The 19,288-nt window shown below is 56.4% G+C and carries 15 protein-coding genes and 1 tRNA gene; 13 read left to right on the top strand and 3 right to left on the bottom strand.

What is annotated here, in order from left to right; all coding sequences use genetic code 11:
- Positions 1-87: 87 nt before the first annotated feature.
- From WC859_02720 to WC859_02710, 3 genes are all read right to left on the bottom strand, one after another.
- Positions 88-2,052 carry a TonB-dependent receptor gene (locus WC859_02720; GenBank protein MFA5975058.1) on the bottom strand — a complete coding sequence of 655 codons (1,965 nt, stop codon included), beginning with the start codon at positions 2,050-2,052 and terminating at the stop codon, positions 88-90.
- 938 nt (positions 2,053-2,990) lie between these two features.
- Positions 2,991-3,815 (bottom strand): nucleotidyl transferase AbiEii/AbiGii toxin family protein, encoded by an 825-nt coding sequence (locus WC859_02715; protein MFA5975057.1) that lies wholly within the window; start codon positions 3,813-3,815, stop codon positions 2,991-2,993.
- Positions 3,815-4,567: a type IV toxin-antitoxin system AbiEi family antitoxin gene (locus WC859_02710; protein ID MFA5975056.1), complete on the bottom strand. Its 753-nt coding sequence runs from the start codon at positions 4,565-4,567 to the stop codon at positions 3,815-3,817. The genes WC859_02715 and WC859_02710 overlap by 1 nt, the downstream gene beginning before the upstream one ends.
- A gap of 186 nt (positions 4,568-4,753) precedes the next feature.
- On the opposite strand from WC859_02710, the gene WC859_02705 reads away from it, so the two are divergent.
- The 13 genes from WC859_02705 (at position 4,754) to WC859_02645 (ending at position 19,282) form a co-directional block, all read left to right on the top strand.
- Positions 4,754-7,162 (top strand): DEAD/DEAH box helicase family protein, encoded by a 2,409-nt coding sequence (locus tag WC859_02705; GenBank protein ID MFA5975055.1) that lies wholly within the window; start codon positions 4,754-4,756, stop codon positions 7,160-7,162.
- Positions 7,163-7,480: 318 nt separating this feature from the next.
- Positions 7,481-7,554 (top strand) — tRNA-Met (locus tag WC859_02700).
- Positions 7,555-7,566: 12 nt separating this feature from the next.
- Positions 7,567-8,334, top strand: a complete 768-nt coding sequence (locus tag WC859_02695) for a glycerophosphodiester phosphodiesterase family protein (GenBank protein MFA5975054.1) — start codon at positions 7,567-7,569, stop codon at positions 8,332-8,334.
- A gap of 22 nt (positions 8,335-8,356) precedes the next feature.
- Positions 8,357-9,046, top strand: a complete 690-nt coding sequence (locus tag WC859_02690; protein ID MFA5975053.1) for an HAD family phosphatase — start codon at positions 8,357-8,359, stop codon at positions 9,044-9,046.
- A 10-nt stretch (positions 9,047-9,056) separates the two neighbouring features.
- Positions 9,057-10,088, top strand: a complete 1,032-nt coding sequence (gene hpnC / locus WC859_02685; GenBank protein MFA5975052.1) for a squalene synthase HpnC — start codon at positions 9,057-9,059, stop codon at positions 10,086-10,088.
- A 2-nt stretch (positions 10,089-10,090) separates the two neighbouring features.
- On the top strand, positions 10,091-11,089 hold the full coding sequence (locus WC859_02680; protein MFA5975051.1) for a squalene/phytoene synthase family protein: 999 nt from the start codon (positions 10,091-10,093) through the stop codon (positions 11,087-11,089).
- Positions 11,050-12,477, top strand: a complete 1,428-nt coding sequence (gene hpnE, locus WC859_02675; GenBank protein MFA5975050.1) for a hydroxysqualene dehydroxylase HpnE — start codon at positions 11,050-11,052, stop codon at positions 12,475-12,477. Before WC859_02680 ends, hpnE begins: the two co-directional genes overlap by 40 nt.
- 129 nt (positions 12,478-12,606) lie before the next feature.
- Complete coding sequence (mnmA, locus tag WC859_02670; GenBank protein ID MFA5975049.1) at positions 12,607-13,686, top strand: tRNA 2-thiouridine(34) synthase MnmA; 1,080 nt, start codon at positions 12,607-12,609, stop codon at positions 13,684-13,686.
- Entirely contained in the window at positions 13,676-14,857 is a 1,182-nt protein-coding gene (locus WC859_02665; GenBank protein ID MFA5975048.1) for an aminotransferase class V-fold PLP-dependent enzyme, read from the top strand. Before mnmA ends, WC859_02665 begins: the two co-directional genes overlap by 11 nt.
- A 12-nt stretch (positions 14,858-14,869) precedes the next feature.
- Entirely contained in the window at positions 14,870-16,126 is a 1,257-nt protein-coding gene (locus tag WC859_02660; protein ID MFA5975047.1) for a sugar phosphate nucleotidyltransferase, read from the top strand.
- Positions 16,123-17,298, top strand: a complete 1,176-nt coding sequence (tyrS, locus tag WC859_02655) for a tyrosine--tRNA ligase (GenBank protein MFA5975046.1) — start codon at positions 16,123-16,125, stop codon at positions 17,296-17,298. Before WC859_02660 ends, tyrS begins: the two co-directional genes overlap by 4 nt.
- The gene (locus WC859_02650; protein ID MFA5975045.1) at positions 17,295-18,134 is read left to right on the top strand and encodes a M23 family metallopeptidase; all 840 of its coding nucleotides are present in this window, start codon (positions 17,295-17,297) and stop codon (positions 18,132-18,134) included. The genes tyrS and WC859_02650 overlap by 4 nt, the downstream gene beginning before the upstream one ends.
- A gap of 152 nt (positions 18,135-18,286) precedes the next feature.
- Positions 18,287-19,282: a hypothetical protein gene (locus WC859_02645; protein MFA5975044.1), complete on the top strand. Its 996-nt coding sequence runs from the start codon at positions 18,287-18,289 to the stop codon at positions 19,280-19,282.
- Positions 19,283-19,288 lie beyond the last annotated feature (6 nt).

Raw genomic sequence — 19,288 nt, 5'->3', positions numbered from 1 at the left:
AAACCGAGGATCAAGAGGATAAAGCCAAAAAAGCTCTGGAGCCTATCGGATATCCTCACGCCAGCCTCTCGGCCGCGACTTTCAACGTCAAAAGTTTCTTCCACCGAATTTCACACTGATCTCGCCATAGGCTGACCGGCCTTCACGGGCCGGGACGGTATTAATTTGTCTACGGTTAAACTCTGGATCATAAACCTGTTCGTTGAGCAGGTTGATCGCGTAGACTCGGAACTCCATCCCTGAGAAAAGGCTTTGCTTCAAAAACTTCTGCAAGTCGAAGATGGCATGGAGTGTCAACCAGTGATAGGCTTGAGCGGGTGGATTGACTTCCCGAGCGGTTGAGTTGACTGCATTCACGTCTCCCCGTTCGCCGATGTACGTGTTAAAGAGTCCCATCGTGACGCCCGAATCCCCTGCGTAGGAAACGCCCGTTTTGAGCATGTGGGTTGGCATGAACGTCGCATCGTGAACGGCGTTTTGGTTTTTGTTGATTTGGTAGAGATAGGACCCGGTGAAGAATAAACGGGATGTCGCATTAACCACGCCTTCCAGTTCGATTCCATCGGACGTCAGATTGTCGACGTTTGCAAACGTCGGAACTCCGCCGACGACGACTCGGATGATGCGATCCCGCTGGCGGCTGTGGAAAAAGGTCAGGCTGCCGCGAACCGGTTTGGATTGATAGAACACCTGCGCGTCGTACGTTTGGATGGTTTCCGGTTTTAAATCCGGATTCCCGTAAAGCGCGGTAGACCGCATCTGGGTCTCCGCCGGGTAAGGCGCCCGGAACGCTTCTCCGTAAAGAAGCTTTGCGCCCCAATTGGGATCGAAGGTTACGATGGCGCCGCCGCGAGGGGAGATATTGGCCGAAACGCCTTCGGGCTTGTTGTACTGCGCGCCACCCAATAATTTCACTGACGGGATCAGACGATAATCGGCTTGCGAATAGAAACTCCACCAAGTTTCGTGAGGATGCAGGCCCTCCGGATCGAAAACGATTTCGTGGTAGTCGCCGGTGCCTCCCAGGGTGATGTTCAGATCTCTCAGGGGGGTACCTTGAATCGTTGCTTCGGTTAGAAAGCTCGTTCCATCCCGATTGGTGTCGATTTCTCCGGGATCGGTCACGCCCAAGCGAGAAAAGTTGTATGTGGTATTGACTGCCGTGTTCCAGTTTTCGGCCAGGGCGTGCTTATAACCCACATCGAACATGCCTTTAAGGGTGTTGGTTGGATCGTCCGGCCAGCGCGGCAGGGTTCCGAGATCGAGGTGATGCGCTTCGGCATAAAAGCCGGTCAGGGTCCAGTCGCGGTAGCGGGAGGCCAAGGCAAAACTGGTGTCCTCTTCCTTCACGCGCATGGAACTATTAATCCGGCCTTCGTCTGTGGCGGAATAACGCCAGCCGGCGGACCGGAAATAGCGGCCGGCGCCTGTCACGCTGCCTTGATCATTCAAAGGGACTCCGCCTGAAAACGCTCCATAGGTTGTGTTGTAAGAGCCACCGCCGCCCCTGACGGTCGCCTCGCGCTCTGGGACTTTCTTGGTGATGATGTTGATGATCCCCGTATAAGCATTCGAACCGTAAAGAACAGAACCCGGACCCCGGACAATCTCAAGATGGTCCACAAGATCCACCGGATAGGAGGTCAAGAGGGGGAAGTTGACTCCACCGAAGGCCACCTCCCGCATCGGGCGACCGTCCACGAGCCAAAGAACATGGCTATCCGCCTGCGTTTGTGTGTCTCCTCGGATGGAAACAACGTTGGATGGATAAAGTGTTCCGTTCAGGGTATAAAGACTGGGAGCCCGATCGAGCACATCCCGCAAATTCCTTGCTCCAAAGCGGCGGATGTCCTCCGCGGTAATGACCGCGACGACGCCGGGGGTATCCTGTAGTTTTTCTTCCTTCTTGGAAGCCGTAACGACTTTGGACTCTTCCTCGAAAAATTGAAAGGGATCCGTTCCCCCCGCTGGGGCTCCGGCGGCCCAGGAGCACGGGTTTTGTCCCATCGTCAATCCGATTAGTGCTCCCAGCGTCAAGATTCTCTTTATCATTATGGTAGTCTTCTCGAACGTGTCCAGGTTTTTCATAGCACTATAGACATAAAGGGACATGGGGCTGCCATCAAGGAAACAAAATGTTAATGAGGGGCGGGCCGATATCTCCGTCGTGAAACGTCCTCTAAGTCAATTTCGGAGGCCCTTCGACTCCGATCAGGGCAATGATGAGCGAGCGTAGCGAGTCGAATCCATTTCGGCGGGATAGCTCAGCACCGTCCTCCTGCCGAGTTTTATGGTGCAGCCCCGTCGATTTAGTCCGCCAGACGTCCGGCGGATCTGCCGGTTGCGTGGCGGACTTCATAAGCTGTTTTGAGGGGGTTCCGGACCTTGCCGAAAAGTGCCGTATCCGACGGAGACGCTGTCCCGACCTTCCCGATCCGTACCCTCCGATTCTGATACAAAGTGTCCCAAAAAGTGTACCACGATTTTTTGGCCAAATCTTCGGTCGCAATAAGTACCTGAAAAAGGTACTTTGCGCCTCCCAAAGCACTCATCGTGGCCTAGTGGCCAGTGATAGAATCGACCGATGCGGCACGGCAATGGAACGGTTTTTCGCCGGTATCCGACGCTATCGCTCTTGGAAGAGCGGTGTCTAATAGCCAAGGCTAAACGGGGCTCCCGGAAATGCGCCAATGAGATTATCCTCCGGCATTTAGAATTCATCGTTTTTCGATTACATAAGCGCGGCTGGCCCGATCTTGTGAGGCGTTATGGGGAAGACCTGCTTTCGGAATCGATCCCCCTTTTGTACCGGCAGCTTAAAACTTATGACCTCAATTACAGGGACGGTCGCGGACGGCCAAAGCCCGTAAAGTTCGTAAGCTATATTTGGAAAAGGGTGGACGGATTCATTATCGATTCGCTTCGGAAGGAAAATCAGCGGGAAAAGCAGGAAATTTTCACACATTCCCTCCCCGTTTGAGTAGATCCATCTAACTCTCGCAAGCACGCAGCCGGCGGCGCGTTTCGCGGATAACCTCTTCAAAATGCGGGAGGTCTGCTAGTTGCTCGCCGAGCCGGACGCTCCATAGTTTCTCGAGTGTTGGGATGTTATGACTGCCGAGCAAGTTCCGTAAAGTCGGTAGCGGGATCTTCTTGAAACGACATTTTTCCATAAACATATCGGTCACTTTTGACCGATCCAGCTCCGGAACTTCACTCATCAGGCGCCAAATATCGTAAAGGTCTCGCGGTTCACGACGCTGTATCAGTGACCGCATCTTTTCGGAGCAAATCTCCTCCAAGGAGTAGATGTTAAGCTTGCCGTGGTGATCCTTCTGATCCGCAAAGAGTCCACTCACTTTCCTTTGCGTGGGCGGATCGATCAAACGTTCGCTTGCTGTTATGTCCACTTTGAACTTGCGCGGGGACCCGGTCCGTTGCAGCGGGCCGACATAATCCACATAAATCACTTGGTTTTCGAGTTGTCCCGTTTCAGGCTGGGATTCGGGGGTCTGAGGGGTGTACGCCATTCCTGATAATTGTCCGGCCTTCTTCGCTATTTGGCTGATCCAAGCGGCACAACTTTGAAGCAAGGCCGGGTCGGTCAGCGTGAAATCAATGTCCTCGGAGTATCTCCAATGCGGGAAATACATTTTGCGGATACAGGTGCCTCCTTTGAATCGGAGGCCTTTGAGCGGTTCAGAAAGCTCGCCCAGAGCCAGAAGGAACCAGGTCAGTGCATAATCTTTTTCGACAGCGCGTTCTTTAACGCCATCACGGGCCGCTTGTTGATGAATATGGTTGATGGGAATCATTAGGTTCCTTTCCAAGAGCGTAAATCTTCATCACGAACGTTCAGTTGCAGTCTCCATCGGCTCATGTATCTCTCTGTTTTGGGGAGATTTGGATCCAGGATCGACCATCCCGGGAGCATGATGTTCTGAAGCCGCAGAAGGTCCGGCTTTCCGCCGAGTTCGAAGAACTCAAGTAGATAGCCTAAGCGCTTGCATACCGTTTTCGCTTTCATCATGACGGCGTAACGAACAAGCAGGGACAGGTCGAGTTCAGTCCGGCCATTCCAGAGCCCCTTGGCCGCCTCTACAATCCCCCCGCACAGGTCTGGACGATCCAGACAGTCGATGACCATTTTCTCGCGGCTGGCCATCTTCACTTTCTGGTCCTGCACCCAGACCTCTTCAAAGCCGAAGAATTTGCTTTTTTTCAACGTAATGAACTGATACGTCACGCCGGATAGCGTCAGTGGGCGATTTTGCGCTTGGACGGCGATATAGACCTTCCGTGAAACCTGTTCCGTGTAACCATAGTGATGCAAGGCCGTCCACCAGGAGATGTAGTAGGGGGAAACCAGGTGGGAGGCGATAAGAAGCTCATCTGCGGTGTATTCATTCCGATCCGAAACGCCTAGGGGAACAATGAGGTATCTCCCGCGCCCTAGACGCCGGAGCCAGTTCAGCCGAACCAGGTCGTGGAGGAGCTTTTTTGTGTTTCCATAACTGGCCCGAAGGATATGCTGGGCTTCCAAAAGGGTAAAAATGGGGCGCCCCATTTCGTTCAGTCGGGAAAGTAGAAGAGAGGAGGTTGGCCCAAGAGTTTTCATATCCATTATGCTGTTGGTAACTCAATAGGTGACCAACCGCATAACAAGTATACATAAAAAGGGTCTTTTGTCGATGTCCTTTTGATAAAATCAGAAGCAATAGCCGAAACCTTGATGACCTGACCGACCATCGATATGGTCACCGGACGTCTGGCGACCGACTTGCCGATGGCCATCGCCACCGCTAGAAAAAGGAATGCGAAGGTGGATTCTACTTCGGAAGAACTTCAGCGAGAATTAGAGCGGCTTCGTCGTGAGAACGAGGAGCTTAAGAAGAAGCTAAAAGAACCCGTTCCTCTGACACTAATCGCACCGCAACCTCCGCAGCAACTCTTCATTTCCTCGCCCGAATTCGACCACGTCGAGAGTGCCGTCCCCTCCGTTGCAAACAATTCGCCAGCCGATTATAAGGTCAAATTGTTCCGAGACCTTTTCAAGGGTCGCGAGGATGTCTATGCGGAACGATGGGAAAGTGAATACTCCGGCAAAAGGGGTTATTCCCCGGCTTGCGAGAACAAGTGGGATTCCATTAAGAATAAAGAACCGAGGAAGTATCTTCCTTTAACTGATCAGGTTCTCTTGGACCATCTCTCCGGCACGAAGACCATCGGTGTCTATCCCCTGCTCAAAGATAACCGTTGTTGCTTTCTGGCCTGCGATTTCGACGGCCAGGGCTGGCGGCTAGATGCGCTGGCTTACTTGGACGTCTGCGGGCGGTACGGCGTACCCGCTTATCTGGAACGCTCCCGGTCGGGAGACGGCGGCCATGTCTGGATTTTCTTCAGCGGGCCCGTGAAAGCGGAAACGGCCCGCCAGCTTGGCATGCGCCTTTTGCGGCAGGTCATGGAAGTACGTGCCAAGATGGACCTGGCCAGCTACGACCGGTTTTTCCCAAGCCAGGATTTTACTCCGAGGGGAGGATTCGGCAATCTGATCGCCCTCCCGCTCCAAAAGAAATGTCGCGCACTGGGCCATTCAGAGTTTATTGACCCGGCGAGCCAGGAACTGAAATCCTGGCCGGACCAATGGTTGTTTTTGAGTCAGGTGAAGCGGATATCGTCGGCAGAATTGAAGGGAATTTTACTTAAGGTACCGCTCATTTCCGTGGGTTTGGAAACAGCGCTCACCGTTTCTTTGCCTTCGGCCCGACAGCGGCTGCCTGCGCCGGATCAGGTGCGTTGCGCGGTCGGGGCCATGTTCAGTATCGAGAAATCAGGCATACCGCCCTGGCTTCTGTCCCGGCTCAAGCATCTGGCCTCTCTCTGGAACCCGATTTTCTTTGAAAAACAACGAAAGCGCTTTTCAACTTACGGCATTCCTCCGCTCATTCGGTGTTACGAGGAGGACATGAGCCATCTCCACCTGCCGCGTGGAACGCAGGAAGAGGTGGAAAGCCTGTTCAAAGAGGTGGGGACCGTGCCTATCATTGAGGACTTGCGGCCAGTCCCCGCAAAGCTTTCGTTTGAGTTCTACGGCCGGCTAAGCGATGGCCAGGAACACGCGATGCAAACGATGCTATCGCACGACATCGGCGTCCTGGTAGCTCCGCCGGGGGCGGGCAAAACCGTGATGGGCTGCTATGCCATTGCGCGGCGCAACGTCCCATGCATTGTCCTTTCGCACCGGAAACCGATTCTGGAGCAATGGCGCCGTCAGCTTATGACATTCCTTAAGCTCAAGTCATCCGATATCGGACAGGTCGGTGGTGGCCGGGACCGCCAGACAGGCGTCCTCGATTTGGGCATGTTGCAAAGCCTGGATGGTAAGCAGCCGGCTGAACTGCAAGCTTTCTTTTCCCAATACGGCTTTGTGGTGATCGACGAATGCCACCATATCCCCGCCGTGACCTTTGAAGCCAGCCTGAAGCGGGTGTGCGCCCGCTATATTCTGGGATTAACGGCTACTCCGCATCGCAGCGACGGTCTCCATGACATCATGCCGATGCAATGCGGTCCGATCCGCTACCGGATGGCGATGGAAGATAATGGCATCCCGCGCCAACTCATCCTCCGCGAGACCGCGATGCCGCCGCTTGCCCCCGAAACGTCAATCCAAGACGTCTTCAAAGCCATGGCGGGGGATAAGGAACGAAACGAACTGATCGAACAGGACGTTGCCCTGGCCCTCTCACAAGGACGCAAATGCCTTGTCTTAAGTCACCGGAAGGAACACTGCCGCCAACTGGCAGACGGTTTGAGACTGAAGGGGAAATCCCCTTATCTTTTGAGCGGTGCGGTTGGGAAGAAGCAGCGCACCGTAATCTTGAACCAGATCAAAGAGCAGCCGCCGGAGAATGAGCTTCTGATCATCGCCACCGGCCAATACCTGGGCGAAGGATTCGACTGTCCCCAGGTCGACACGCTATTTCTGGCTTTTCCCATCGCTTTTCGCGGCAAGCTCATCCAGTATGTCGGCCGGATATTGCGCAAGCACGATGGGAAAACCAGCGTGGTGGTCTACGACTACCTTGATAAGCAGGTGCCGGTTTTGAACCAGATGTATTATCGCCGCGCCGCGGCCTACAAGACCATGCACTTTTCCTAAAAACCAAGTCTGCCTATTTGAGCCCGGAAGCAACGAAGCTCTCGCCGGAATTGTTCAAGAAATACTTCTCATATTCGCAAAGGTCTCGGAAAAATGTGACGCCTTTCTGGTGCGGCAGGCCAGCCGGGACCCCTAAGTTAACGAGGGAAGGGCTTAACGCGGATGGGCGGAAAAAGATTTCGCGTACTGTCCGCGCAACTATGTCCATAGTAATTGAATTGATATAATCCCTCCTGTTTCTAAACCAATTTAGGCGGGGTAGCCCTTCGACTGCGCTCAGGGCGATTACCACCGCTCGTAGCGAGTCGAATCCATTTCGGCGGGGTAGCTCAGCTGGTTAGAGCGGCAGCTTCATAAGCTGTAGGTCGCCGGTTCAAGTCCGGCCCCCGCTACTTTTTTCTTTTATGATGACTCTCTGGCCTCGTCAAGCTCCTTGCCTGATCGTCGGACACCGCGGCGCCATGGGCTACGCGCCTGAAAACACACTCGCTTCTTTCGAAGAGGCGGTGCGTCGCGGCGCGGACCTGATCGAGCTGGATGTTCAACTCTCGAGAGACGGTGAAGTGGTTGTTCTGCATGACACGTCGGTGGACCGCACGACCAACGGCGAAGGCATCGTTCGCGACCTGTCCTGGGAAAAAATAAGCAGTTTGGATGCCGGAATGTGGTACAGCCCGGAATACGCCGGGGAATATGTTCCCTCCTTGTCGCAAGTCATCCAGCGGTTCAAAGGCCGGCGGACCACCAGCCGGCACGCGCTGGGGTTTATTATTGAACTGAAAACCGTCAGGGGGCTCGGCGGCGCGCTGGCGGATGCGGTGGTGAACCGGTTGCAGAAAGACGATTTTGTGGAACGGGTCGTTATTATTTCTTTCGACGCGGTGGCGCTTCAGGAAGTCCGCGTTGCCCACCGGACCGTGCCGATCGGACTGCTTTATTCCGAAGAAGGCGACGAATCGCGGGTCGATCAGGCCAAAATGATCGGTGCGCAAGCACTCTTCCCGCGCAAAACGTGCATCACGACCCGGGGCGTGCAGGCGGCGCACAAAGCGGATCTGGCGGTGTCCACCTGGACCGCCAACACCAAAAACGAGATGAAACGCCTGATCTCCTGCGGTGTCGACGCCATCACCACCAACTTTCCGGACCGCTTACGGTCCCTCATGGAATAGTTTTTTAAGGAACCCCTAACCTATGTTAAGAGCTGTTATATTTGATATGGATGGCGTGATTTGCGACAGCGAACCGCTGCACCTGAAAGCTTTTCAGCGGGTGGTTCATGAGCTGGGCATTCTTTTAACGGATCAGGAATATTACGACCGTTACCTGGCTTTTGACGACCGGGGATGTTTCCGCATGATTTTCCAAGCCAACGGCCGGCCGGCTCTCGACGAAAAAACGCTCCAGGACCTGGTGGATCGCAAAGCGCGCTATTTCGACGAGGCGATGAAGGAGCATCTGGTTATCTATCCCGGCGCCGAAGCCTTGATCCGAAAGCTGTCGACCCGATTTGCTCTGGCGCTGGCCTCGGGTGCGCGGCGGCTGGAGGTCGAATATGTTCTCAGAAAAGGAAAGATCCGCGGGCTTTTTACGGCCATTGTCAGCTCCGACGATGTCCAGCAGGGCAAGCCGCATCCGGAATCCTTTCTGACTGCTTTGAAACTGCTGAACGAGCGGCGTTTGGTAGATTCGCCTGAGATCAAACCCGAGGAGTGCGTGGTGATTGAGGACTCCCGACACGGCTTAGCCGCGGCCAGAACCGCGGGGATGAAAAGCGCGGCGGTCACAACGTCCTACCGGGCGGATCAGCTGACAGACGCTGACCTGATTATCAGTAGCCTGGTCGGTTTTGAGATCGCGGATTTGGAGAAACTCTTTGTCTAGCAGAGAGGAATTGAGAAAGCTTCAGGAGACCCCTTCTCCCGTCCGAAGGATGGGAGAAGGTTGGGATGAGGGCACGTCAGCGGCTGTGCCCTCACCCCCGCCCTCTCCCGGCACTTCGGTCGGGCGAGGGAGTTCACAGGAAAAGCTCGGCTTGTTGCTTCCTCCGTCGGTCGCCGAGCCCTTCGGCCGGTCCTGGAGCGAGGCGGAAGCCTTTTCCTACTGCAAGCGGCTGACCCGGGGCCACTACGAAAATTTTCCTGTCGGATCCGTCCTGATTCCAGGCCGGCTTCAACCCGCTGTGCACGCCCTCTACGCGTTCATGCGGACCTCCGATGATTTCTCGGATGAAAACCGCCGAACCGGCGATGAGACGGAGCGGCTGGCGTGGCTCCGGAGCTGGGAGGCCCTTCTTGACGATTGCGTCAGAGGCGAAGCCCGTCACCCCATCTTCATCGCGCTGCGGCGAACGCTGGAGCAGCACCGCCTGCCGGTCGAATGGTTGAGGGATTTACTGCACGCCTTCCAGATGGATGTGACGGTGCGCCGCTACCAGACCTACGACGATCTTCTGGCCTACTGCCGTTACTCCGCCCACCCGGTCGGCCGGCTGATCCTGACGCTTTTCGGTTATCGTGACGAGGAGCTTTACCGGTTGTCCGACGCCATCTGCACCGGACTGCAGCTGGCCAATCACTGGCAGGACGTGGCGGTGGACCTTGAAAAAGACCGCATTTACCTGCCTCAGAAAGATATGGCACGTTTCGGTTATTCCGAAGATCACCTTCGCCAGCGGGTGGTCAATAAGGCTTTTGAGGACCTCCTCCAGATGGAAGTCGCGCGAACCCGGCAACTCTTTAGCGTGGGGCGCACGCTGCCAGAGCGCGTCTTCGGGCGGCTGCGCTACGAGCTGCGTTTCACCTGGAATGGAGGCGTGCGCATTCTCGATAAGATCGAAGCGGTCCGGTACGATGTGTTCACTCACCGGCCGGTGGTGACCCGGGCGGATTGGTTCGGAATCGCCCTCCGGGTGTTGCGGCCATGACCATGGCTCTGAACGAGAACGACGCCTACGTCCGCTCGGTGACCCGCCGAAGTCGCAGCAATTTCTCGATCTCGTTTTTCTCTCTGCCAAAGGATCAGCGCCAGGCCATCACCGCGGTTTACGCTTTTTGCCGGGAAGTGGATGACGTGGTAGACCTGCCTGCCGGCAAGCAGGCCAGCCCGGGCCAGGAAGATAAAGCAACGACACTCGCCCGTTGGAAAGAAGAGCTGGCGCGGACCTACGAAGGAAAACCAAGCTGGCCGTTGACGAAAGCCCTGGCTCAGGCGATCCAGCGATTCCATTTAAGCAAAGTCTATTTTGACGGGATTCTTCAGGGTGTTTCCATGGACCTGACCACGGACCGCTATCCTACTTTTGAGAGCCTGTCAACCTACTGCTACCACGTGGCGAGCGAAGTCGGGCTTTTGTGTATGGAGATTTTCGGGACCCGTTCGCCGCATTTGAAATCGTACGCGGTGAAACTGGGGATGGCCTTCCAGCTGACCAACATCCTCCGCGATGTAAGTGCGGATGCTCAGCGCAATAGAATTTACCTTCCCCAGGAAGACTTGAAACGGTTTGGCGTGGACGAGGGATGGATTTTGCAGCAGGCCAACAAATCGTCATCCCTCGCAGCCACACCAACGTCATTCCCCCCGGTCACTGGGGGGGAATCTATAGATCCCCCGCCAGAGTCCGCGGGGGATGACGGCGGGGTAACCGCTGGGAATGACGGTCAGGACGGCGGTATGGGTAATTTCCAACGTCTCATGGCCTTCGAAGTGGAACGGGCGCACGCTTTTTATCAGGAAGCGTCCGCACTGCCCCGGGCGGAGGAGTGGCCGATATTGAAAACAGCGGAAATTATGCGCGCGGTCTATGCAGACATACTAGACCGCATAGAAGCGCGGCAATTTCAGGTCTTTGGTCCCCGCATTTGCGTCCCCGCGCCGGTAAAATTATGGTTGGCCCTACAAGCCTGGTGGCGGTGCCGATCATGACAACAATTACAAAGAACGTCCTGATCATCGGGGGCGGTTTTGCGGGGCTTTCCGCCGCGACTTCGCTGGCTGAGCGCGGTTTTCACGTTACGGTTCTGGAGGGACGCCAGGTCCTGGGCGGACGGGCGTACTCGTTTGCGGACCCGAAAATGAGCGATGCGGTCGATAACGGACAGCATCTGTTTATGGGCTGCTACCGGGAGACGCTGGCGTTTCTGGAGCGGATCGGCACCCGGGACCTGCTCACCTTTCAGCCCAATTTGTCGGTCGATTTTTACGGAGACGGGGGGCGTCATGCGCGCCTGTCCTGCTGGCCGCTGCCCTCCCCGTGGCATCTGCTCAGCGGGTTGTTGCGTTTATCGACGCTCTCCTGGAAGGACCGCTGGAACCTCCGTTATCTTCGGAAGGCTTTGAAAGACGGGGTTCGAAATCCCCAGGGGCTGGATGATGTTACCGTCGATGAGTGGCTGATTCGCGCCCGGCAGTCGGAGCGGGCGCGGCGCCATTTGTGGGACCTCCTGGCGATCGCGGCGCTTAATGAAGGGCCCTCCATCGCTTCAGCGGCCCCTTTTGTCGCGGTCTTATCGCAGGCTTTTTTTGACCGGCGGAAAGCCTCACGGTTGGGACTTTCCAGCGTAGGGTTAAGTGACCTTTACGCGACTTCATCGAAGCGTTTTATCGAGGCGCATGGGGGGCACGTCAAGGTCCAATCGCCTGTGGCCCAACTGGTCTGTTCGAATCGCGGCGTGACCGGGGTTCTTTTGCGGGACGGCCGGCGTTTCCAGGCCGACTGGGTGATCGCGGCCGTTTCCGCTGGCGCATTCTCAAAATTGATCCCGGAAAAAATTAAAAAACGGGAACCGGTTTTCCAGCGGATTGAAAACCTTCATTTCTCGCCGATTATTTCAATCCATCTCTGGTTTGATCGTCCGATCAGCCGCAGTCTTTTTGCCGGGCTCCTGGATACGCATATCCAGTGGTTTTTTAATAAGGCGCGCATTTTGCGCAAAACGACGTCCGGTGAGGGATATATATCGCTCGTGATCAGCGGAGCACACTGTTTTGAGGAATGGCCGGAGCGGAAACTGTTGACGTTGGCGCTGGAAGAGTTGCGGCGGCTTTTCCCCGAAGCCCGTGAAGCGGTTTTGATGCGGTCTCTGGTCATCCAGGAGCGTCAAGCCACGCTTTCCCCGACCGTCGGCTCGGAGCGTTTGAGGCCAGAGTTTCAATCGCCATTGCCGCATTTTCTGATCGCGGGCGACTGGACGCGGACCGGACTGCCTGCCACGATTGAGAGCGCCTGCCTGAGCGGGCATCGCTGTGCGGACCTGGTTGCCGCGCAGGGGATATCGAACACTCCCGAACAGCGGGAAATCGTTTTTGTCTAACCGGAAACGTCCTAAGGACTGTGGCATAATGTCCAGTTTCGTCATTCCCCGCGGTTGCTGGCGGGGAATCCATCATTGTAATGCGCTATTCATGGATCCCCGGCCAGAGACCGCCGGGGATGACGAGCTATGACCCAGAAAGTTGCCGTTGCCATGTCCGGAGGAGTGGACAGTTCCGTCGCAGCAGCGCTCTTAAAAGAGCAGGGCTACGACGTGCTCGGCATCACGCTCCAGCTGCACGATCGGAAAGGGACCGGGTCCACTTCTTTCGACAGTTGCTGCGGATCTTCGGATATGGCCGATGCGCGTTCCGTGGCAGAGACGCTGGGTATTCCTCATTACTATTTTGACTACGTCGATAATTTTCGGGAGTCGGTGATCTCTTATTTTAAGGAGAGTTACCTTGCTGGTGAAACGCCAAACCCCTGTATCGCCTGCAACCAATACGTGAAATTTGATCGCCTGCTCCGGCAGGCGGAGACGCTGGGAGCCGATTATCTGGCCACGGGACATTATGCCCGTATCGAAAATAATGGCCAATGCTTCGTTTTAAAAAAAGCGATCGATCCAGACAAAGACCAATCCTACGTCCTCTATCGGCTTCATCAGCCCCAGTTGTCCCGGTTGCTTTTTCCGATCGGTCACTACACCAAGCCGCAGATCCGGGAACTGGCGCACCGCTTGGGTCTGCAGACCGCGGATAAACCCGACAGCCAGGAAATCTGCTTTGTGCCGAACAATGATTACCGGGAATTCCTTGCTGGAGAAATCCCCGAGGGCCAGCGGCCGGCAGGACCTATCCGGCATAAGGACGGACGGCTTTTGGGCCGGCACAAGGGGCTTCCTTTCTACACGATCGGCCAGCGGGAAGGGCTGGGGGTGGCGGTCGGACATCCTCTCTATGTGACGGGCATCGATCGGAGAAGCAATACGCTGGTGGTCGGCAGAAAGGAAGACGTCATGGCTTCACGCCTGATCATTCGGGAGGTCTCGTGGGGCAGCGGTCAAATCCCTGGATTACCGCGCCCGATTCAGCTTAAAATAAGATATAAGCATAAGGAAGCTCCTGCCACACTCGACGCTGGTTCGGAGGGGATGTTTCTGGCGGTTTTTGAGAAACCTCAGTCAGCGATTACGCCGGGTCAAGCAGCGGTTTTCTACGAGGGGGAGACCGTTCTAGGAGGCGGGGTAATTGATCATGCCATCTGAACCCAAAGAGATCTATTTCGATAACGCGGCCACCAGTTTTCCAAAACCGGATACAGTCCAGGCCGCCCTGCTCAATTTCCATAACAACCTGGGTGCTTCCGCCGGGCGCGGAGCCTATCCGCGAGCCGTCCTCTGCGGCCGCTTGCTGGAGGATACGCGCAAGCTGTTGGGCAAGCTCTTCAATATCCGGAAAACGAATCAGATTGTTTTCACGCTCAATGCCACGGATGCCCTGAATCTGGCGATCAAGGGGATTGACTGGCATTCCGGTGATTCCGTGGTCATTTCAGCCATGGAACATAATTCCGTTCTTCGCCCGCTACATGCGCTCAAGAACCGTAAAGGAATCAAGATCAACAAGGTGAAGGCCAACAGCGACGGCGCCATCGATCCGGCTGAAATGTCCAAAGCAATCGATTCCCATACGAAATTAATTACGCTGGTCCACGCGTCCAACGTGAGCGGCACGATCCAGCCGGTCGCCGAGGTGGGTGCGATCGCCCGGCGAAAAGGAATTCCCTTTCTGGTGGACGCGGCCCAATCGGCTGGCGCGCTGCCGATCGATGTCGAAGCGATGAAAATCGATCTCCTGGCTTTCCCGGGGCACAAGGCGCTTTACGGGCCGCTGGGAACCGGGGGGCTTTATGTTCGAGAAGGACTTGATCTGGAGCCGTTGCGCGAAGGTGGCACCGGCAGCCAGTCAGAGCATGAAGTGCAGCCGGATTTTCTGCCGGACCGCTACGAGCCGGGATCGCATAACGCGCTGGGGATTGCCGGTTGGAAGGCGGGACTTGAGTTCGTCCTGAGAGAAGGCATTGAACGCATTCGCGCGCAGGAAGAAGCTTTGACCAAACAGTTTACGGAAGGCGCTTCCCGCATTCGTCAACTGACGCTTTATGGACCCCGGGAATCCTCCAAACGCCTCCCGGTCATCTCGATCCGTCTGGATGACTACGCTCCGATGGAGCTGTCGCACCGGTTGTTTGAGCGTGCCGGCCTGATGACTCGCGCGGGCCTTCATTGCGCGCCTGGCGCGCATCAGGCCCTCGGAACCTTTCCCCTTGGGACCACCCGCTTCTCGCTGGGCTACTTCAATACGGCCGACGACGTGGATTGGGCATTGGCGGCGCTCTCCGGTCTGGCGAAGAACCCCGTTGTGGCCATCCGGTAACCTTTCCTGCCCATGAGTGTCTACGGACTTATTCTGGCCGGCGGTCAAAGCAGCCGACTCTTCCCGTTCAATAAAGTTCTCTCGGACATGACCGGTTCCGGCCGGACGCTGCTGCAGCAGGCGTTAGACCGCCTGAGCGCCGGACGTCAGACCAATCGTCAGCCGCCGCTCGTGCCGCCGGACCACGTTTACGTACTGAGCGCCCGGGAGTGGATCCGGCCGATGCAAAAACAGTTGAAACTCCCCGCCCGCCATTTTCTAAGCGACCCGGTCCGCCGCGGCACATGGCCGGCGCTTTTGTGGGCGATGGCGCATATTCGCCAGCAGGATCCGGACGCTCTTCTGGCTGTGGTCACCGGCGATCATGTGATTCCGGACGTGAACGCTTTCCGGCAGAGTCTGCGGGAAGCGATGGATCTGGCACACAAGGAGGCGGCGATCGTTCTGGTCGGCGTCCAGCCGACGTCGAACCCCGAGGAGTGGTGCGGGTTCGGCGCGGTGCGCACCCGGGGAAGTGAGATCATTGGTTTTGAGGAAAAGCCAGCGTGGGAACGGGCCGGTGTCATGATCCGGCAAGGGGGATGGTTGTGGAATGCCGGCATGTTCTTTTACCGGATTTCCGTTGCGGAGAGGGCCTTGAGACAATATCAGCCCGCGATGGCCGCGATTTATGACCAGCTCGTTGCGGCGATCCGGAATCGGAGGGAAGCGCTCGCAGAGCGTCTCTTCAGCGAATTCCCGGCCAAGATCCCGCACCCGCTGGAACCTGATCGTCTGGTTGACAATACCATTGATTACTCGATCATGACGCCGCTGGTGCAGACGCCGTTCGATGGGACGGCCAAAGCCGCCACCCGTGCGCTTTTGAAATGGACGGATCTGGGTCAGTGGGACGCGTTGCGAAAGGTCGTTCCGGCGGACTCGCGAAATACGATCCGTATCGGATCTGTGAAGATCGATACCCGCACAACCGGTTCGATTCTGTCCGCTGACAAGGGGTATCGTATTGAAGGCCGGGGCTTGCAGGGGCTGATCGCGGCTTTTTCAAACAAAACACTCCTGCTTCTGCCGGAACGGGACGTGACGCGCGTCAAGGAGCTGGTCCAAGCCGCTCAGCAGGCCGGATCCGGGCCTGTTTTTGCCCAAAAATGCCGGGATTGCCGCTTTCAGGTGAAACGGGGACGGCTGATCGCGTATGGGTTGAAGGGTATTTCAGTCCGGCTCACCGGTCGCCGGGTTGTTCTTTCCGGGCCGGGTATTATACGATGAGCGCTGTGAATTTATCGCCTGAGAATTGGTCAAAGATCACCCGTGGATGCGCCGAGATTATTTCGGAACAGGAGCTGCGCGCCAAGCTGGAGAAAGGCCGACCGCTCAAGATCAAACTGGGTGTGGATCCCACGGCTCCGGACCTTCACCTGGGACACCTGGTCGTCTTGCGAAAATTAAGAGCATTTCAGGACCTCGGGCATCAGATTGAGTTCATTATCGGAGACTTCACGGCCCGGATCGGGGATCCGTCCGGGCGTTCGGAAACTCGGCCCGCGCTGGAACCTGAGCAGGTGGCGGCGAACGCTCAAACGTATCAGGAACAGGTTTTCCGCGTTCTCGATCACCAGAAGACGCAGCTCCATTTCAACAGCCGCTGGCTGGAACCGCTTGGTGTGAAAGGGATTTTCGATCTCCAACGGAGGACATCGGTCGCCCAGATGCTTCGACGCGCCGATTTTGCGAAACGGTTTGAAGACGAAGAGCCGATTTCTCTTCTCGAACTCGTCTATCCGGTGCTTCAGGGGTACGATTCGATCGCGATCCAGGCCGACCTCGAGCTCGGCGGAACCGACCAGAAATTCAACCTGCTGATGGGGCGGGAGCTCCAGTTGGAAAAGGGGCAGGAACCGCAGGTCGTGATGATGATGCCCCTCCTCGAAGGGCTGGACGGCGTAAAGAAAATGTCCAAATCCTACGGGAACACTGTGGCCTTCAATGATCCCCCGAATGAGATGTTTGGCAAGACCATGTCGATCCCGGATGCTCTGATGCCGAAATATTTTGAGCTGCTCACGGATCTGGATGTTGCGACGGCGGCGAAAATGCATCCGCGGGAAGCCAAGGCGCTCCTGGGAAAGACCATCGTCGAGATGTTCCATGGCGCCCCCGCGGCCGAGGCGGCTGCCGCCGAGTTTGACCGGGTCTTTTCCAAAAAGCAGGTCCCCGATCAAATCCCAGAGTTCAAAACAGTTCGTGGGAAATGTCTTCTGATTGATCTTCTAGCCGTTTCCGGTTTAGCCTCGAGCAAAAAAGAGGCCCGCCGGTTGCTGGATCAAGGGGCGGTCGAAGTCGACGGAAAACGCAGGACGGAGAAAGACACGCTGGATCTTCAGGTCCCGGTGTTGATTCAGGTCGGGAAACGCCGGTTTATGCGCGTGATCCCGACGTGACGTGTTTCATTGCCCTGTTGTTTTTGGTTTCGTCCGCTTGGGCGGCTTCGCCGCAGATTGTACTCTCTTCGCATACGCTCCAGCCTGGCCAGACGCTCCGGGTCGAAGTGGATGGCCTCTCGCCAGATGCAAAACTGCGGGTCCTTTTTAACAAAAAATCGTACCCCTGCTACCCGGTCGGGCCGAATGCCCAACGGGCGCTGATTGGCGTTCCCCTTGGCACGCCGCCGCAATCCCTTCCGCTGGCGCTGAAATCGGCTGATCCCGATGCCTCCTCTTCTCCATTGGCCTACACCGCGGTGTCCATCAGCAGCCGGAACTACCCGACGGAAAACATTAACTTTTCTCAAGCGAAAACCAGCTTGGCGAAGAATGAGCACCGCGAAAGCGCGCTGATTCACCGGAAGGCCGCGATCTTAAGAAAGGAACAGAGCTGGGAGGGAACGTTTCTTCCGCCGGTTTCGGGGCCGTCCATCGCGCCTTTTGGCCTTCATCGCACGCGCAACGGAACCCAGAATGCTGGTTTTCATAAGGGGATGGATTTCCGGTCTCCCAAGGGCGCCCCAGTCCTGGCATCCAACGCCGGCATCGTGGAACTGGCCGCCCCCCTGAAGGCTCACGGGAAAACGATCCTCCTCAACCATGGCCAGGGGGTCATGACCATTTATCTGCATATGTCCTCCTTGCGCGTGAAGCCAGGGCAAAAAGTCACAAAAGGACAGATCATCGGGAAGGTGGGATCCACCGGCCTCAGTACAGCCCCGCACGTGCATTGGCAGGTTTTCGTGCATGGGGTCCCGGTCGATCCGAAGCAATGGATGGAAACCGAATTTTAACCAGTAACCCTCACCCCCGACCCCTCTCCCTCAGCAGGGAGAGGGGGATGATGTTTGTGAGGAGGCTCTCACTCCCTCTCCCTGCTGAGGGAGAGGGTAAGCAGGACGGCCGTTAGGCCGGACATGCGCGGGTGAGGGTATCTGCTCATGATTTGAAGACATTCGCCCTTTTTCTTTTGCTTATCCCTTCCGTGGTCTGGGCGGCGGAGCCGGGGTCGTATCCGCCGGGTTTCTTCGTCCAATCCCGCCAGAAAACCTCGCCCGAACCCCTCTTTTATAACCTCGACACGCACCGGCTCCAATCCTTTCCGCTGAAAGCGTCTTACGCCCAGTTTATTGATTTCTTCTGGGACAGGGAGCGGGGCAGGGTCTTTTTTTCAGCCCGGCAGGCGCCCCGCGATCCGTTCCGCGTCTATGTGAAGGCGTGGCCGGGTGGGGATGAAAAGCCGGTCTATGAAAACCCCCTGGGACCTTTCCGTTTTTTGCTTTCACCTGATGGCAAACGCCTGGCGCTTCAGGTCATGGGTCCGGCCGCATGGCCGATCCTGGCTGTGCATGAATGGGAAACCCAAGCTACCACGCTGCTCGGGCAAGGTTATTCTCCAGATTGGTCGTTAGATGGCCAGAGGCTGCTTTTCCTGTCTATCCCGGGGGCTTTGCCGAGCTGGCTGGATGAATACAGCGTTCAGACCGATACCAGCACTCAAATTCTTTCCGAACCGGTCATGGAAGCCGCCTATACGGATGATGCGGACCAGATTATTCTAAAAACCGCCAGTCAATCGAAGAAATGCGATGTGTTTCAATTATGGAATCGACGCAAGAATCGGTTTTATCCTTTTGTGCCGCCAACGACTGGGTCGAAGACCTGCGTGTTTCAGCGCCAGCTGGGAGCCTTCCCCGGGCATCAGTTTTTTTATTTTAAAGAATCGAAAGAGATCACGCGCCTCGAAGAACAGAACCTGATCGTTGTGGATGTCTGGGGGGGCCGCCTGCAGGAGCTGCCGCGAGCCGATTGGGAACCCAGCGTCAATGCGGTTGACCCGACCACGCTCGTGGTGGGGCAGGACCCATTGTATGTTCTGCGCGCCGACGGCACCGGCGGTCGCTTAGTTATCCCCGGTGTGGAGATGATCCGTCCCCGGTAGTAACCG

The sequence above is a fragment of the Elusimicrobiota bacterium genome, from assembly GCA_041660185.1.
In the GTDB taxonomy this organism is placed as follows: Bacteria; Elusimicrobiota; Elusimicrobia; order 2-01-FULL-59-12; family 2-01-FULL-59-12; genus JBAZWU01.
This window is presented reverse-complemented; position numbering and strand designations above follow the sequence as displayed.

What these genes read in the sequence shown, in the direction of transcription:
- WC859_02720 (MFA5975058.1), bottom strand. Translation starts at nt 2,052, where the DNA reads ATGATAAAGAGAATCTTGACGCTGGGAGCACTAATCGGATTGACGATG.
- WC859_02715 (MFA5975057.1), bottom strand. Translation starts at nt 3,815, where the DNA reads ATGATTCCCATCAACCATATTCATCAACAAGCGGCCCGTGATGGCGTT.
- WC859_02710 (MFA5975056.1), bottom strand. Translation starts at nt 4,567, where the DNA reads ATGGGGCGCCCCATTTTTACCCTTTTGGAAGCCCAGCATATCCTTCGG.
- WC859_02705 (MFA5975055.1), top strand. Translation starts at nt 4,754, where the DNA reads ATGGTCACCGGACGTCTGGCGACCGACTTGCCGATGGCCATCGCCACC.
- WC859_02695 (MFA5975054.1), top strand. Translation starts at nt 7,567, where the DNA reads ATGATGACTCTCTGGCCTCGTCAAGCTCCTTGCCTGATCGTCGGACAC.
- WC859_02690 (MFA5975053.1), top strand. Translation starts at nt 8,357, where the DNA reads ATGTTAAGAGCTGTTATATTTGATATGGATGGCGTGATTTGCGACAGC.
- WC859_02680 (MFA5975051.1), top strand. Translation starts at nt 10,091, where the DNA reads ATGGCTCTGAACGAGAACGACGCCTACGTCCGCTCGGTGACCCGCCGA.
- hpnE (MFA5975050.1), top strand. Translation starts at nt 11,050, where the DNA reads ATGGTTGGCCCTACAAGCCTGGTGGCGGTGCCGATCATGACAACAATT.
- mnmA (MFA5975049.1), top strand. Translation starts at nt 12,607, where the DNA reads ATGACCCAGAAAGTTGCCGTTGCCATGTCCGGAGGAGTGGACAGTTCC.
- WC859_02665 (MFA5975048.1), top strand. Translation starts at nt 13,676, where the DNA reads ATGCCATCTGAACCCAAAGAGATCTATTTCGATAACGCGGCCACCAGT.
- WC859_02660 (MFA5975047.1), top strand. Translation starts at nt 14,870, where the DNA reads ATGAGTGTCTACGGACTTATTCTGGCCGGCGGTCAAAGCAGCCGACTC.
- tyrS (MFA5975046.1), top strand. Translation starts at nt 16,123, where the DNA reads ATGAGCGCTGTGAATTTATCGCCTGAGAATTGGTCAAAGATCACCCGT.